Source organism: Paraglaciecola arctica (assembly GCF_018861065.1).
Taxonomy (GTDB): Bacteria; Pseudomonadota; Gammaproteobacteria; order Enterobacterales; family Alteromonadaceae; genus Paraglaciecola; species Paraglaciecola arctica_B.
Genome location: NZ_JAHKQO010000039.1, coordinates 24,976 through 40,026, shown reverse-complemented (window position 1 = coordinate 40,026; position 15,051 = coordinate 24,976). Strand labels below are relative to the sequence as shown.

The window sequence follows — 15,051 nt, the reverse complement described above, 5'->3', positions numbered from 1 at the left end:
GTTTGTTATAGTAAGAGCCAATGCTAATTGCTGACTACTGGTGTTTATTATGGATCAATTAGCAATGCATTAGTTCAATTCTGCTGAGTCATTAAGCCGATTTAATGGTTTTTAATTGTTGTTCGATAGACACAAACACCTCTTTGATAGATTGCCCACTATTTTCAACAACCTCTAACGAAGTGGCCAATAAATCAAGCAGTTGTTCTAGTAACATATGGGCATACTTGAGTAATTCTATGTCTGCATCATCACCACAACGAATTGTTACACATATAAAATCGCTAAGTTTAGGGATACTAAGTAGAGGACCTAGAATCGAGGGATTAAATTCTTTAAAAGGTGAATTGCTGTCAAACGCTTTAATCATGGCTTGTGGTTCATTTTTAACAACAGGAAAACAATGTAAGTCAAATGCGTATTGGTTACAGTGTTTTTTAAGCACTACTGCTGGTTTTCCTTGCTTACAATTACTTAAATTCCAGTTTGTTTTATCTAGCAGATATTTAATATTGTTATCAAAACCATCGGTAAAGGTGCCTTCAAGTTCCAAAAGTTTATTCGCTACTATTTGAAAATGATCGGGAATATCTCCCAAATTAAGGGATTTTTTGAGTTGCAAAATCGCTTTTACATTACCAAAACGACTTGTCCAATCTAATTGCAAATAGAACCTCTCTTTGTTGTTATTATCTTCGAGTTATCTCAGTTAAGCGCTGTTTTATCATATTGGGGTTGTGTAATAATGTCTCCATCATATAGCTGAAGTTCAATTTTCACCAATCTATCGCTTGGTGATACCTAAAAATACACAAGGACAATAGATGTTAACCGTTTTTGAGCGTTGGTATAAGCGTAAATTTTCAGATCCTGATTCTATGATGTTGTTATTACTGCTGCTTATTAGTTCATTGTTATTAGCAGTCTGGGGCGGTATTTTGATGCCGGTTATTGTCGCTGCTGTTATCGCTTATTTATTGGATTGGCCTGTTGTTCAATTGTGCAAGTTGGGTGTATCGCGTGGCTATAGTACGGTACTGGTTTTATTTGGATTTATTAGTCTGTCAATTTTAACCTTTGTTGGTTTAGTGCCGGTGGTAGTGCAACAAAGTATCAACTTGATTAAAGAAATGCCGCAGATATGGCAACAGGGGCAACAGTGGTTATTAGCCTTACCCGAGACTTACCCTGATCTAGTGCAATTGACACAGATTCAAGATGTATTGGATAGCGTAAATGAGAGAGTAGTGGGGTTTGCGGAGCAATTATTGTCAGCTTCATTTAGTTCTTTAGGTGGCTTAGGAGCCATGCTCATATATATGATTTTAGTGCCTTTGATGGTGTTTTTTATGGTTAAGGACAAAGAAATGTTAGTGGCAAACCTGTCGTCATTGCTACCAAGTGAACGCCGCCTTATTAAACAAGTTGGCTCAGAGATGAACCTACAAATCGCTAATTATATTCGTGGCAAGGTGATTGAAATAGTGATTGTAGGCACTGTCTCGGCAGTGACGTTTGCATTTATGGATTTACGCTATGCGCTGTTATTAGGCGTGTTAGTGGGTTTTTCAGTACTCATTCCATATATAGGTGCAGCGGTTGTAACTATTCCCATCGCTATAGTTGCACTGTTTCAATGGGGAATTACACCGGACTTTTGGTATTTGATGGTAGCTTACGGCATTATTCAGGCTTTGGATGGCAATGCGCTAGTACCTATCTTGTTTTCAGAAGCAGTGAGTTTGCATCCTGTATATATCATTATTGCAGTGCTATTTTTTGGAGGTCTGTGGGGGTTTTGGGGGGTATTTTTTGCTATTCCTTTAGCGACTTTAGTTAAAGCTGTGACAAATGCTTGGTCAAGCCCTAAAGAGTTGGAGTCTGCAATCTAACATATCGGGAGCCGAATCAATCCGGCTCCCGACCATTTTTAGTCAGCTATTTTGTAAATAATCTAACACCACTTCATGATGGGTTTTGGTTTTGAATTTATCGAATACATGTTCAATATTTCCGTTTTCATCAATTAAAAACGTAATACGATGAATACCATCGTATTCTTTACCCATAAACTTTTTTAAGCCCCATACACCAAAGGCATCGGCGACTGAATGATCTTCATCCGACAAAAGGGTGAAATTAAGACTTTCTTTTTCAATAAACTTGGGCAACCTTTTAACCGCGTCAGGACTTACACCTAATACTTCTACATTTTGCTCGGCCAATGAGTTTTGACTATCTCGCAATCCTTGAGCCTGAATCGTGCAGCCGGGGGTCATGGCTTTAGGGTAAAAATACACTAAGACTTTTTTACCTTTAAAGTCACTTAGGCTTACAGTTTGGTCGTTTTCATTGGGTAAAGAGAATTGTGGGGCCGGGTCTCCAGCCTTAAGGGTTTGCATAATAAATTGCCTTTATTTCTAAGTCTAAACAGTATTACTAAGTTATTAATGATTTGGTTTAATCGCGCCTAATAAATTTAGGGGCTGTAACAGTTGTTGAAGCGCCAGTTCAATTTTTTCAACTTCGAGCTCATGGGGGATAGAAATGACCATTTTGCATTTCATGGGTTTTTCATTGGCTAAGTCATTTTCATCTTTATCTAGAAACTTTAACCTAAATGCACTGACCGAAATATTGCGTTGTTTGAAAAAGTCGGTGATTTGATCAATTAAACCAGGCGTACTTTCTCCACTAATGACGACATCCGCTAGGTGCTCTAGGTTTTGTTTACAATGTTTTTTGGTGCGTTTCATCATCGACAATAAATTGTGTTTCTGGCAAGTCTGAGGCAATAAACACTCTGCTTGGGTTATCGCACTCTGCGTACCTTCGACGATCATAGTGAGGGAGAAATCTTGGCCATAAATGGCTTGGCGACTGTCTAAAATATTGCATCCTACTCCGGTCACTGTGTCTGCCAAAGTGCTCAACACACCAAATTGGTCTGAACCTAGTATGGTAATGATAAGTTGCTGCTGCATTTTTAACCAAATCGTTGCTATCAAATTCGCTATAACATACATGATTGTGGGTGGGTTGATCCAGTTTCTATTTTAATCTCGGGATCACGCTATTCAATGCTTGTTTTTAAGAGGCCAGATCTTTACCATTAGGCGCTAATTTTTTGGGGGGAACACATGTTTACTGGCAGTTTTGTGGCGTTAATTACGCCAATGTATGATAACGGGCAAATAGATTATCCGTCATTGAAGGCGCTCGTTGATTTTCATATTCAAAATGGGTCTCATGGCATAGTGTCTGTTGGTACTACTGGTGAGTCTGCGACTTTACCTTTTTCTGAACATATCGAAGTAGTGAAACGCACCGTTGAATATGCACAAGGAAAAATACCAATCATCGCAGGAAGTGGTGCAAACTCGACCTCAGAAGCAATATTTTTGAGCGAACAAATGGCTAATACAGGTATTCAAGGCTTTTTAAGTGTTGTGCCTTACTACAATAAGCCGCAGCAAAAAGGCTTAGTGGCGCATTTTAATGCGGTAGCTGATTCGACTGACTTACCCGTGTTATTGTATAACGTGCCTAGTCGCACCGTAGCTGACATGTTACCCGAAACAGTAGCCGAATTGGCTAGTCATCCTAAAATTGTTGGATTAAAGGATGCGACAGGTGATATTGCACGCTTAAAGGCAACCCAAAAACTAGTCTCAGATGATTTTGTGTTGTTAAGTGGCGATGATTTAACTGGATGTGAATTTTTAGCAAATGGTGGACATGGTGTAATATCCGTAACTGCGAACATTGTGCCAAAACAAATGTCTGACATGTGTAATGCTGCTTTAGCCAAAGATTTTCAATTAGCGCAAAACATAGACAAACAAATTTGTGAGTTACATAGTGCGTTATTTATTGAGCCCAATCCCGTGTTACCAAAGTGGGCGTTATACAAAATGGGGCTAACTAATTCAGCTTTTTTACGATTACCTTTAGTTGAATCGGAACTAGCTAGCCAAAAACATATCGAACAAGTCATGCGCAGTTCTGGCGTATTATCTTAAGGAGATTGCATGACCTATAAATTTCAACTAATTGGTATGATAGCGGTAACCGCGTTATCCGCCTGTAGTTCATTAGAAGAAAGAGAAATAGCCAGCGGTTCGTTTGAATATATCAAAGAACAGCCTGGTCAAAAAATAGCGATACCGAATGAATTGGACCAGCCAAATTTTAGTGATTCCTACAAACTACCAGAAATAGGCGAAAATGCCCCAGTTACCGCCATGGGTAAAGATTTGAGTGTGCTTTCGCCTTCGCTAGTATTGCCTATTGTAGCTGGATCTCATATCGAAGAAGGCTCAAAAAGTGCGACTGTTTGGTTTGACCAAGTCGATGATAGTGTTCCTCTTGATACCTCAGTCTGGAACTCGTTGATCCGTTTTTTAGAAACTGAGGGGATTGGCGTCGAAACGTTTGACAAAGATAAACAACGTTTGGTTACCGATTGGATGGTTTGGGACGAAAGCAAAGACAATAAATGGTACAGCTGGTCTAAATCAGAACGCACAATTAAGCAACGTTTTGAATTTTCTTTAGATAAGAAAATTCATGGTCGTTCGGCGGCTCTCAGTGCTGACTTAGTTGAATATAAAGAACAATTAAATCCAGAAAGTCCCGAAATAACACAGTCAAAAGATGAAAGACGTAACGAAATCGATGTTCTGAATAAAGTAGTGAAACACTATGAATTTGAAACTCAATTAGCTAGCGTTAAACGTTACCGTCAAATTCGTGAAGGTTTGCCAATGGAGTTAGGATTTGATAGTGATGGTGAACCTGCATTTGTTGTAGATGCCGATTACGAAATCACTTGGCCAAGGTTGTTACTTGTATTGAGAAAATTAGGTTTTGATGTAAAAGATTTCGATAAATCAAATGGATTGATGTTTGTTAAATACAATGGCTCTGAAGAGGGGTGGTGGAGCGATATTTGGTCCAGTGATAAAAACCAGTTTGACCTAGACACCGAAGAATATCGTATCAAAGTTGTCGCTGCCGGAGAAAAAACATCGATCACATTGTTAGACGATGAGAGCAAACCATTCTTAGTGAATAAACTAACAGATTTGTACCCTAAATTTTCAAAAACCATGTCGGCTGACAATCTAGATATTTAGTTGTTTGATTCTGGTTGCTAGCGTGGCCAGAGTTGATGTTTTCAAGTTAAATCGTACTCAAGTTTTGTGTATTGTTCAGATTAAGGAGTTGGCATCCTATGTCGATCGCGGATTCAATTTTATCGGTTAACAATGATTTGCCTATTCGTACCGAGTTACCTGTACATAGTGGCAAAGTGCGCTCCGTCTATTGGTTAACTGATAACGACAGTCGTCGCTTAATTACCGATAAAGCCTATCCAGTGCCTATCGACACTCCGCTCGCTATTATGGTTATCAGTGACAGGATTTCGGCATTTGATTGTATCTGGCATGGTGAAGGTGGCATGTTGGGCGTACGTGGTAAAGGTGCAGCTTTAAATGCTATTTCTAACCATTGGTTTGAATTGTTTAAACAACAAGGTTTAGCTGACAGTCATATACTGGATATACCTCACCCATTTGTGTGGATAGTACAAAAAGCACAACCTGTGATGATTGAAGCTATTTGTCGACAGTACATTACAGGCTCAATGTGGCGCGCCTATGAAAAAGGTGAAAGACATTTTTGTGGTATTCAGCTCGAAGAGGGACTAAAGCAAGACAGTAAATTAGCTAATTTACTGATTACACCATCTACAAAAGGTATTTTGAAAGGTATACCTAATGTACCAGAAGCCGATGATGTGAATATTACCCAACAAAACATCCTTGAAAACTACCAAGCATTTAACTTTGAAACCCCCCAAGATGTTGAACTGTATGAAAAATTGCTATGTGAAGGGTTTCAAGTGATTAGTCAAGCGTTAGACAATCTAGGGCAAATTTTTGTCGATACCAAATTCGAATTTGGGTACGTTAGAGGGTTAGACGGCAACAAAAAACTTATTTATATGGATGAAGTCGGAACGCCTGATTCGTCACGTATATGGGATCAAGAGTATTATGCCCAAGGAAAAGTGGTAGAAAATTCTAAAGAAGGGTTCCGTCAGTTGTTACTCAACCATTTTCCCGATCCTGATATTTTACTAAATAAAAATCGAATGCAGGAGCGTCAACAGTTGGCTGCTGACAATGCGCTTCCAGTAGACGTGTTAATGCAAGTGTCGAATACCTATATAGAAATAGCAGAAAAAATTACCGGTAAACCCTTAGTTGTAAGTGACAATCCAAAAGAAGAAATTATTCGAGTATTGAAAAGAGACTATCAATTAATTGATTAGTCTTTTCGTATAGGCACTTCATTAGAAAAACAGTTTATGTCGTATTAGCTAGGTTGTTTTTTTGTAGAGTCTCGTATCACTAACTCTCCGTCAGTGATACGTGCGTCATCTTGACCTTTCGCAGGTAAACCTGAATCCTTGGTTTTAAGCCTTTCGATCAACATACTTGCCGCTTGATAACCTATTGTCACTAAGGGTTGACGCATGGTGGTGATATGTGGCCAAACTTTCGTGCTGATTGAAATATCATCAATTCCACAGATTGAAATATCATCTGGCACACGTAAACCTAAACTCTGAACTTTGTATAAAACACCCACGGCCATTTCATCGTTAGCCGCAAATATAGCGGTGGGCCTCGGGGTTTGATTAAGTAATACGGTGGCCGCATCTATTCCAGATTGATAAGTGTAAAACCCTTGCACGATATGGGATTCATTTATTTCCCTTTTCGCTTCGCCAAGTGCTTTTCTGAATCCCATTTCACTGCGTCTTGATGAGTCTTGATCGGGGTGCCCTAGAATAAAAGCGATGTCCTTGTGTCCGAGCTCCATTAGATAATTCGTCATATCATAACTAGACTGCGTTCCATTAAACCCAATACATTCACCACTTTTTACATTTTTAGGGCCTATTTTTATGTAGTTAATGTTGTTAGCGTCTAACATTTGAAGCAACTCAATTTTGTCGCATATTGGCGGCGTTAGAATAAGCCCGTCGACAAGGGTGTTTTCAACTAACTCTTCAATTTCTTTTGCTAAACTTTGAGATCGATAACTGCAGTCATATACAAATAGTCCCATTTGTTGTTCGGTGCAGCTTTGCAATATTCCTTTCTGCAAATTCATCAAATAACCAGGGCTAGGGTTATCCGACAATAATGCAATAAAAAATGACCTATTTCTGGCTAATGCCATGCCTAACGGATTACGTTTAAAGCCCAATAGTTTTATCGACTCTTGTACTTTATTCCTGGTTTGCGCTCGAACGTTAGCTTCTTGGTTAATGACTCTCGAAACTGTTTTTTTTGAGACACCAGCGTGTTTGGCTACATCAGTGATGGTGATCGACTTCATTGAAAAATAATCCGGTTGAGTAAAACTGTATGTGAACCTTAATTGGTGCGTATCTTATAATTGTTGTCATTTACGGTGTCAACATTTGCTATACGTTGTCACACTTTATCTGAATATGAAACTCACTATTAAATTACAACTTCATATATTGATTAGCCCTTTGACTAAAGCATTCGCTACGCTAAACGTTTACAAATCTATGTTTGCTTGCAAGTTACCAAAATAGTAATTAACTGTCTGATTTATATTAAAAATCAATTGACTCTTTGGCGTATATACCGAATCAAGCCGTATCTAAACAAACTAATCTCAGTGATACCTCTTTTTAAGTTTTAATCACTTCATTAAGTATTAAACTAATTCAAATGCGAATAATGCTTGATACCGGTGTCATAAAATGTATTATTTGAACATAATGTTGCTTAAGTGTTAATTAAATTTAATTGACTGGGATGAATATAAATAGGTCAGTAGGTTATTTTATATGCTTTGTAACAGCACAAATTGTGGTTAGTCAACAAACTAGAAGGTCAAATATTGTGAGTGTTATTAGGAGTTTGCTATTCGGTTCGGTGTTGGTCAGTGTGTCTGTTTCTGCAGTAGCCGAAGAATTATCTTTAATAGATCCCCAGCTCAATCAGTTTCAAAATGTTTATGACTACGGAAAAGCTGAGGTAATTAACGATGAAATTCAGCTTTATTCTACGGGTAACTTTTTTTTATTGACTAAAAAGGTTTATAAAAATTTCATATTTAACGCTGAGGTCAAAATGCCCAACGTTGAGGAATACAGCAATTCTGGCATTATTTTTCGAGGGCAACTTAAACCCACAAAAGATGGGTATCAAGAAGCGGTTGGTTATCAAGCTGAAGTGGATCCCTCCGTTCGTAAATGGAGTGGCGGACTATATGATCAGGCAAGACGGGATTGGTTATACCCAGTACATCCCACACGCTCTCATCCCGATCACCATTTCATTCGTAGTGTGCTAGGTGAATGGACCGCAAAACAAGCGAGTGCGTATCGACCCGGTGAGTGGAATGCATATCGTATCGAATGTAGGGGCAGCAACATTAAGATCTATTTAAACGATATATTAACGACTCACGTAATTGATACTAAAGATGCTGAAGGATTTATCGGCATACAACACCATGGCAGTAAAGCGCTAAAATCTGCAGGAACAACAGATAATGTGGTGCGCTTTAGAAACTTAACTATAAGAGAATTGGACTGATTATGAAGAATATTTCCCGTTGGACTCTTTGTTCGCTAAGTTCACTTTGTTTGATTTTCTCTTGCTCGATAGCATTCGCATCGCAGCAGCCCGTAAAGTCAAAAAACAAAGGCGATCGAGAAGGTCATGATATGACAGCACCCATAGCCGCTGACGATATCCCACCTGCTCCGATATTGAGTGTTGAACAAGCCATGTCTTCAATGCAAATCCAAGAGGGCTTTGTTTTGGAAAATGTTGCGGCAGAACCATTGGTCGCCAGTCCTATTGATATTGCATTTGATCCAGACGGACGTATATGGGTCGCTGAAATGTTAACTTTTATGCCGGATCTTGACGGCAATAACGAAGAATTACCTGAAGGAAGCATTGCTATTTTAGAAGACAGTAATGGCGATGGAAATATAGATAAACGTACAGTGTTTTTAGATGACGTAGTGCTGCCAAGAACAGTGGTTATGGTAAAAGGCGGTATTTTATATGCAGATCATCAACAACTCTATTTTGCTGAAGTGTTGGAAGGCAATAAGTTAGGGATAAGAGAAGTTGTGGACCCTACGTACGCTGAAGGCGGTAATGTTGAACACAAGCCAAACGGTATGTTATATGCGCTTGATAACTGGTATTACAATACCAAAAGTAATCAAAAATACCGTGTAATGGGCTTGCTAGCAGACGTACCTAACAACGCCAAAGAAATATATCGCAATAAATATTGGAAAATGGTGGTGGCAGAAACAGACTATCGCGGACAGTGGGGACTTAGCTCCGATGACTATGGACGTTTATACCACAATGGTAATAGTTCACCGGCTCAAGGGGAATATCTTCGTCCTGGGTCGCTTATGAAAAATCCAGGGTTACAAAAACCAGTCAAAGCTAACAATATTGGGTCGACGCGGGTTTATCCGATTCGAATCAATCCGGGCGTAAATCGAGGATATTTACCCAGTACTTTAATACAATATGGTCCAAACAAAGGTAAGTTGGCTAATTTTACAGCGGCCAGTGGTAATCAGTTGTATCGAGGTGATCAGTTTCCGCAAGATTTTTACGGTGTGTCTTTTACGCCTGAGCCCGCGGCTAATTTGATTTCAGCTCGCAGAGTGGTGGAAACTCAAGGAGTACTCAAGGGGAGTGAGTTGTATCCCGAATCGGAATTATTGGCCTCTACAGACGAGCGATTTAGACCAGTTAATTTGAATACTGCACCAGATGGATCATTGTATATAGTGGATATGTACCATGGGGTTATTCAACATAAGGAGTTTTTAACGACTTATCTGCGAAAGCAATCTGAAGCGCGAGGTTTAGATAAGAATAACCGTTCGATGGGGCGGATTTATCGCTTACGCTGGCAACAAAACGCCTTGGGAGAACAGCCCAAAATGTCCAAGCAAACACCAGCGCAATGGGTAGAACATCTTAACCATTCTAATGGTTGGTGGCGAGATATGGCTCGTCAATTGATAGTACAGCAGGGGGATCTTTCCGTGGTACCAGCTGTGCGTCAAATACTGACTAATAGTGAAGATCATAAAGCTAGAATTAACGCGTTATGGACTTTGGAGGGGCTAGGGGCGCTAGATTTGGACGTAATAATTACGGCTTTGTCTGATATACATCCTAAAGTTCAAGTTTCAGCCATAGAGTTGAGTGCTCGTTTGCCTGATTCAGACCATAGCGTGATTGGCGAGTATTTGTTGAAGTTGGGTCCTATTGCATATGAATTAGCGGTGCAAGTTGCACTTGTCGCAGGAGAAATTCAAGGTGAAAAATCGTTGTTAGCATTGAAACAAGTGTTAATGCTCTACGGTGATAAGCCATGGATAAAAGAGGCTGCGATTAGCGGCTTGGCGGGCAGGGAGCAAGAATTTAAAGCGCACCTGGCTGATTTTGACAATAGTGATTTTATCGAGATGTTGAATAGTGTAGGTAAAGAAGACATTGCCAACAGTAACGTACTAAATCTAGAAAATTATATTCAGGATAGCTACAACCGAGGTAAGGATTATTATGATGGCAAGGCCGCCTGCTTCGGCTGTCATGGTAAAGATGGTAAAGGCATCGACAATATGGGGCCGCCATTACAAAGCAGCGAATGGGTAACTGGGCCTGAACAACGTCTGGCAAAAGTACTGTTGAAGGGACTAATGGGACCCATAAAGGTCAACGGTTCGCAATATAACTTAAGTATGGTTATGCCAGGGTTTTCTGCAAATCTTACGGATCAAGAACTTGCCGACGTGAGTACGTATATCCGCAATAACTGGGGGAATACTGCTTCTTCGGTGTCTCGAAATGTGTTTAAAAAGTTACGCGAACAAACAAATAGCAGGCAAATGCCCTTTACAGAAAAAGACTTTACGCACTGATTGGGATATTTACAGGGGGAAATTTGTATGATTATGGGGTTACGTCAAGCTTGCCCCTACATAGTCTAGTTTCCCGCATAGTAAGAGGCGTGATATTTATTCAAATGTCGAGTTTGGATCCAAAATCTCAGACGTTTTGAGTACATTTGATACCGGTGTCAAGTTGGGTTTTACATTAATGTAACAACTCCTATATCATCATGATAACTGTCAGATGTTTGCGGGTGAATTGAGTGGCGAGCGAAATGAATAAAATTACCAATAGAAGCGATAATTTATGAGTGATTTACGATTAGGTGTGATTGGATTGGGGAATATTGGGCAACAACATATCCAACACATTCAAAGTGGGGCTGTTGAACACTGCGTTATAACCGCATTGGCATCTAGAAGTGAGAGTCAGCTGGCCGCCACGATTGATGCCAAGCATTTTACCGATTATCGTGATTTGATAGATTCTAACTTATGTGACGCGGTATTAATTGCCACTCCTACCATGAGTCACTTAGAAATGGGGCTCTATGCACTAAGTAAAGGTTTGCATGTGTTGATGGAGAAACCATTAGGTTTGTCTGTGGCACAAGGGCAAAAATTACTGGCGGCTGCGGGCCAAAACAGTGTTTTTGCGCTTATGCTTAATCAGCGTGTTGCGCCAGTTTTTGCCAAAATGAAAAACATCATGGACTCTGGTGACCTCGGTGAATTGCAACGTACCCATTGGACTATGACTAATTGGTTTCGACCTGAAGTTTATTTTCAGGTGTCTGATTGGCGAGCTACTTGGCATGGAGAAGGCGGCGGTTTGTTACTCAATCAATGTATTCACAACATTGATATTTTTCAATGGTTAACAGGCATGCCTGTATCGGTACAGGGCTTTTGTGGTTTTGGTAAATACCACAATATAGAAGTGGAAGATGAAGCAACGGCCTATTTTGAGTATGCCAATGGTGCCACAGGAGTGTTTGTTGGATCAACAGGCGAAGCGCCAGGTGTTAATCAGCTAGACATAGTAGGTGATAAAGGCATGTTGAGCTTTGATGGACAGCGCCTAGTGTTGACTGAAAACTCACCATCAACATCTCGTTATAATTGCGAAACAAAGGATATGTTTGGCCAGCCTAGTAGCAAAAAATTTGACATTACACCTAACGAGTCAGCCAACCAGCATGCAATTGTGATCAACAATTTTATTCAGGCAATTTTAAATTCTGAAGAATTAATTGCACCAGCCAAGCAGGGTATCGATTCTTTGTCGATAGCCAACGCGATTTTGTGGTCTGCCTGGAGTGGAAAACCCATAACGTTTCCGCTTGACGCAAATGCCTATCAAACTGAGTTAAACAAAAGACTCGATAGTTCGGTATTGAGAAAAAAATCTGACGTTAAGGCCAATATAGATATGGAGGCTTCTTACCGATGAGTCAAAATGAAGCTGTTAATGAAGAAGTTTTAGCCTTGAGAGCAATAGCTCAAAAGCCTTGGTATGCCAGAATACCTAAATACCTCGCTCTTAGCGGCCCAGGTTGGTTGCAAGGCGCCATGACGTTGGGAGGTGGCAGCGCTGTTACTTCTTTAACCATTGGCGCTGTTTTTGGGTATGAGTTTCTGTGGGTACAACCAATAGCGATGCTTATTGGTTGTATTATGCTGTTCGCCTTATCGTACCAAACCTTGCATAGTCAAAAGTCACCCTTTGAGTCCATGAAAAAACACATTAATCCAGGGCTCGCTTGGGCGTGGGCCATTGCGGCATTTGCTTCAAGTATTATTTGGGGGTTCGCTCATTATCCATTGAGCGCCGGCATGTTAGAAGAAATTATATTGGTCTCTAGTGGCTTTGATATTGAAGAAAGTAACGAATTAGGAAGAGATCTGTATTTGTTGTTATTGGCGATTGTTGTTTGGGCAGGATGTGCGTTTACCGCTTGGAAGTACGGTGAACAAGTAGATGAAAATGATTCTGGAGTAAGCACTACGCACAATGCCGTAAAAATATTTGAGACGGGTATTAAGATGCTAAGTGCCCTGATTGTTATCGCGTTCGCTTGGGTTGTGATCAGTGCCTCACTAAACGGCAAAGTTGATTGGGGGGCGGTATTAGCCGGTTATATTCCCAGCTCTGTGCCGCAGACTGCCGAAGGGGTAACTATGATGATGGCTGCGCTGGGTAGCGCAGTAGGTATAAATATGACCTTTATCTATGGCTTCACATTGCTACATAAAAAGTGGACTCCGGAGCATGTCGAGTTATCACGTTACGATATAGGGATGGGGTTAGTTGTTCCTTATATATTGATCACTAGTTTGATTAGTATTGCCGCTGCGGGCGCATTTTTTGGGGCTGATCTGGATATACAGGGCAAGCTAAGTCCCACGCAAGCAGGAAAAATGTTTATGTCTGCTGGGCTTGACGAAGTAACTAGCCGATTAATTTTTGCCTTTGGTATATTGGGCATGGCAGTGGGGTCATTGGTTATGCATATGCTGTGCTGTGGTTCTGCTGCGGCTGCGATGTTTGGATGGCAAGAAGGTAGTTTGAAATATAAGTTGGCACTATTAGCACCCACGCCCGCAATTTTGGGTGTGTTTGTATGGTCAACTATGGGGGCATACGTTGTGTTACCTACATCAGCTATTTGTGGATTTTTATTACCTATAGCGTATATAGGTTGGGCATTATTAAATAACAATAAAGACTATTTAGGTGCAGCAAGACCTGAAGGTGTCACGCGGTATTTAAGTAATATTGCGATGCTGCTTTGTATTGTCACTGTGCTGAGTAGTGTTGTTTATTCGACTTATGTAAAACTAGGATAAATCATGGCGATTCAAGAACCCAAAACCAATATTAAAGACGGTGCCAACTATAGTCCTGAAGGAAACGTCGCTAAGGTTATTGCAGAGAATCAGTTTTTTTTCTCAGTGGCATTTTTAGATCACGGACACATCTACGCGCAAACTAATGGATTAGTGCAAGCCGGTGGCACACTAAAATACGTATTCGATCCTGATGCTAAACGGTTAGCCGAGTTTTGTGCCAAGTTCCCTCAGGTAAAAATGGCAGACTCATTTGAGCAAATCCTTGAAGACAAACAAACCCAATTGGTAGCCTGTGCGGCTATTCCCAAAAAAAGGGCTGAATGTGGCATTAGAGTAATGCGAGCAGGCAAAGATTTTTTTACTGATAAGTCACCATTCACCACTTTGCAGCAGTTAGCTGAAGTTAAATCTGTGGTGGCAGAATCTGGCCAAAAATACGCGGTTTATTACGCCGAACGTTCGCACAATGAAGCAGCTTGGCACGCCGGGGAATTGATTAAATCTGGCGCGATTGGACGAGTTTTGCAAGTTATTACGCTAGCGCCCCATCGATTATCTAAAAATACCCGACCTGATTGGTTTTTCGATAAGGCGGCCTACGGTGGAATTTTAACTGACATTGGTTCTCATCAAGTCGAGCAGTTTTTAACCTATGCCGACGTCAGTGATGCAACCATCAACTTTGCTCGTGTGAGTAATCTCAATAACCCAGATAAAAGCGGATTAGAAGACTTTGGTGAAGTGTCTATGACAGCAAACAACGGAGCGTCGTTTTACGCTAGGGTTGATTGGTTTACACCAGATGGGCAGGCTACCTGGGGAGATGGGCGTACCTTTATTTTGGGTACTCAGGGAAATATAGAGTGTCGCAAATACAATGATGTCGCTCGCCAAGCACCCGCTTCAAAAGTGTTTATGACCAATAGTGAGGGCGAACAAGAAATAGACTGCTTAGGCAAAAGTGGCTTTCCCTACTTTGGGCAACTCATACTTGATGTGATAAACCGCACAGAAACGGCTATGACCCAAGAGCACGTATTTAAAGCTGCTGAATTAAGTATGTTGGCACAAAAAATTGCTGATAAAGCGAATGTTGAAAGTTAGAACACTGTTGTTAAACAAGACACACAAACATACAAGTTAAGAGTGGTTCAGTGAGGTACTTTATCCTTGGTGAAAGTGTTTAGTGTTGTAAAATA

At 40.4% G+C, this 15,051-nt stretch carries 13 protein-coding genes; 9 read left to right on the top strand and 4 right to left on the bottom strand.

The window, feature by feature from the left end; genetic code table 11:
* Positions 1 to 91: 91 nt before the first annotated feature.
* Complete coding sequence (locus KO534_RS17840; RefSeq protein WP_252732253.1) at positions 92 to 667, bottom strand: hypothetical protein; 576 nt, start codon at positions 665 to 667, stop codon at positions 92 to 94.
* Between the two features lie 157 nt (positions 668 to 824).
* Here KO534_RS17840 and KO534_RS17835 point away from each other — a divergent pair, with 157 nt between their 5' ends.
* The gene (locus tag KO534_RS17835) at positions 825 to 1,892 is read left to right on the top strand and encodes an AI-2E family transporter (RefSeq protein ID WP_215931671.1); all 1,068 of its coding nucleotides are present in this window, start codon (positions 825 to 827) and stop codon (positions 1,890 to 1,892) included.
* A 42-nt stretch (positions 1,893 to 1,934) separates the two neighbouring features.
* On the opposite strand, the gene bcp is transcribed toward KO534_RS17835, so the two are convergent.
* Complete coding sequence (gene bcp / locus KO534_RS17830; protein ID WP_215931669.1) at positions 1,935 to 2,402, bottom strand: thioredoxin-dependent thiol peroxidase; 468 nt, start codon at positions 2,400 to 2,402, stop codon at positions 1,935 to 1,937.
* 45 nt (positions 2,403 to 2,447) lie between these two features.
* A complete protein-coding gene (locus KO534_RS17825) occupies positions 2,448 to 3,026 on the bottom strand; it encodes a glycine cleavage system protein R (protein WP_215931666.1) in 579 nt (192 codons plus the stop codon).
* A gap of 114 nt (positions 3,027 to 3,140) precedes the next feature.
* Between KO534_RS17825 and dapA the strand changes: the two genes are divergently transcribed.
* From dapA to KO534_RS17810, 3 genes are all read left to right on the top strand, one after another.
* On the top strand, positions 3,141 to 4,022 hold the full coding sequence (gene dapA / locus KO534_RS17820) for a 4-hydroxy-tetrahydrodipicolinate synthase (protein ID WP_215931664.1): 882 nt from the start codon (positions 3,141 to 3,143) through the stop codon (positions 4,020 to 4,022).
* 9 nt (positions 4,023 to 4,031) lie between these two features.
* Positions 4,032 to 5,138, top strand: a complete 1,107-nt coding sequence (bamC, locus tag KO534_RS17815) for an outer membrane protein assembly factor BamC (protein ID WP_215931662.1) — start codon at positions 4,032 to 4,034, stop codon at positions 5,136 to 5,138.
* Positions 5,139 to 5,236: 98 nt separating this feature from the next.
* Entirely contained in the window at positions 5,237 to 6,340 is a 1,104-nt protein-coding gene (locus tag KO534_RS17810; protein ID WP_215931659.1) for a phosphoribosylaminoimidazolesuccinocarboxamide synthase, read from the top strand.
* A 44-nt stretch (positions 6,341 to 6,384) separates the two neighbouring features.
* Here KO534_RS17810 and KO534_RS17805 read toward each other — a convergent pair whose 3' ends face one another.
* Entirely contained in the window at positions 6,385 to 7,416 is a 1,032-nt protein-coding gene (locus KO534_RS17805; protein WP_215931657.1) for a LacI family DNA-binding transcriptional regulator, read from the bottom strand.
* A gap of 539 nt (positions 7,417 to 7,955) precedes the next feature.
* Here KO534_RS17805 and KO534_RS17800 point away from each other — a divergent pair.
* The 5 genes from KO534_RS17800 (at position 7,956) to KO534_RS17780 (ending at position 14,956) form a co-directional block, all read left to right on the top strand.
* Positions 7,956 to 8,654, top strand: coding sequence for a 3-keto-disaccharide hydrolase (locus KO534_RS17800; protein ID WP_354667958.1), 699 nt, complete (start codon positions 7,956 to 7,958; stop codon positions 8,652 to 8,654).
* Between the two features lie 131 nt (positions 8,655 to 8,785).
* The gene (locus tag KO534_RS17795; RefSeq protein WP_215931653.1) at positions 8,786 to 11,029 is read left to right on the top strand and encodes a PVC-type heme-binding CxxCH protein; all 2,244 of its coding nucleotides are present in this window, start codon (positions 8,786 to 8,788) and stop codon (positions 11,027 to 11,029) included.
* A 277-nt stretch (positions 11,030 to 11,306) separates the two neighbouring features.
* Positions 11,307 to 12,452 carry a Gfo/Idh/MocA family protein gene (locus KO534_RS17790; RefSeq protein ID WP_215931651.1) on the top strand — a complete coding sequence of 382 codons (1,146 nt, stop codon included), beginning with the start codon at positions 11,307 to 11,309 and terminating at the stop codon, positions 12,450 to 12,452.
* A complete protein-coding gene (locus tag KO534_RS17785) occupies positions 12,449 to 13,849 on the top strand; it encodes a divalent metal cation transporter (protein WP_215931649.1) in 1,401 nt (466 codons plus the stop codon). Before KO534_RS17790 ends, KO534_RS17785 begins: the two co-directional genes overlap by 4 nt.
* Before the next feature lie 3 nt (positions 13,850 to 13,852).
* Complete coding sequence (locus tag KO534_RS17780) at positions 13,853 to 14,956, top strand: Gfo/Idh/MocA family protein (RefSeq protein ID WP_215931647.1); 1,104 nt, start codon at positions 13,853 to 13,855, stop codon at positions 14,954 to 14,956.
* Positions 14,957 to 15,051 lie beyond the last annotated feature (95 nt).

Bases quoted from the DNA above. Each gene is read 5' to 3' on its own strand.
- KO534_RS17810 (WP_215931659.1), top strand. From the start codon at position 5,237: ATGTCGATCGCGGATTCAATTTTATCGGTTAACAATGATTTGCCTATT.
- dapA (WP_215931664.1), top strand. From the start codon at position 3,141: ATGTTTACTGGCAGTTTTGTGGCGTTAATTACGCCAATGTATGATAAC.
- KO534_RS17785 (WP_215931649.1), top strand. From the start codon at position 12,449: ATGAGTCAAAATGAAGCTGTTAATGAAGAAGTTTTAGCCTTGAGAGCA.
- KO534_RS17835 (WP_215931671.1), top strand. From the start codon at position 825: ATGTTAACCGTTTTTGAGCGTTGGTATAAGCGTAAATTTTCAGATCCT.
- bamC (WP_215931662.1), top strand. From the start codon at position 4,032: ATGACCTATAAATTTCAACTAATTGGTATGATAGCGGTAACCGCGTTA.
- KO534_RS17790 (WP_215931651.1), top strand. From the start codon at position 11,307: ATGAGTGATTTACGATTAGGTGTGATTGGATTGGGGAATATTGGGCAA.
- KO534_RS17805 (WP_215931657.1), bottom strand. From the start codon at position 7,416: ATGAAGTCGATCACCATCACTGATGTAGCCAAACACGCTGGTGTCTCA.
- KO534_RS17795 (WP_215931653.1), top strand. From the start codon at position 8,786: ATGACAGCACCCATAGCCGCTGACGATATCCCACCTGCTCCGATATTG.
- bcp (WP_215931669.1), bottom strand. From the start codon at position 2,402: ATGCAAACCCTTAAGGCTGGAGACCCGGCCCCACAATTCTCTTTACCC.
- KO534_RS17825 (WP_215931666.1), bottom strand. From the start codon at position 3,026: ATGTATGTTATAGCGAATTTGATAGCAACGATTTGGTTAAAAATGCAG.
- KO534_RS17780 (WP_215931647.1), top strand. From the start codon at position 13,853: ATGGCGATTCAAGAACCCAAAACCAATATTAAAGACGGTGCCAACTAT.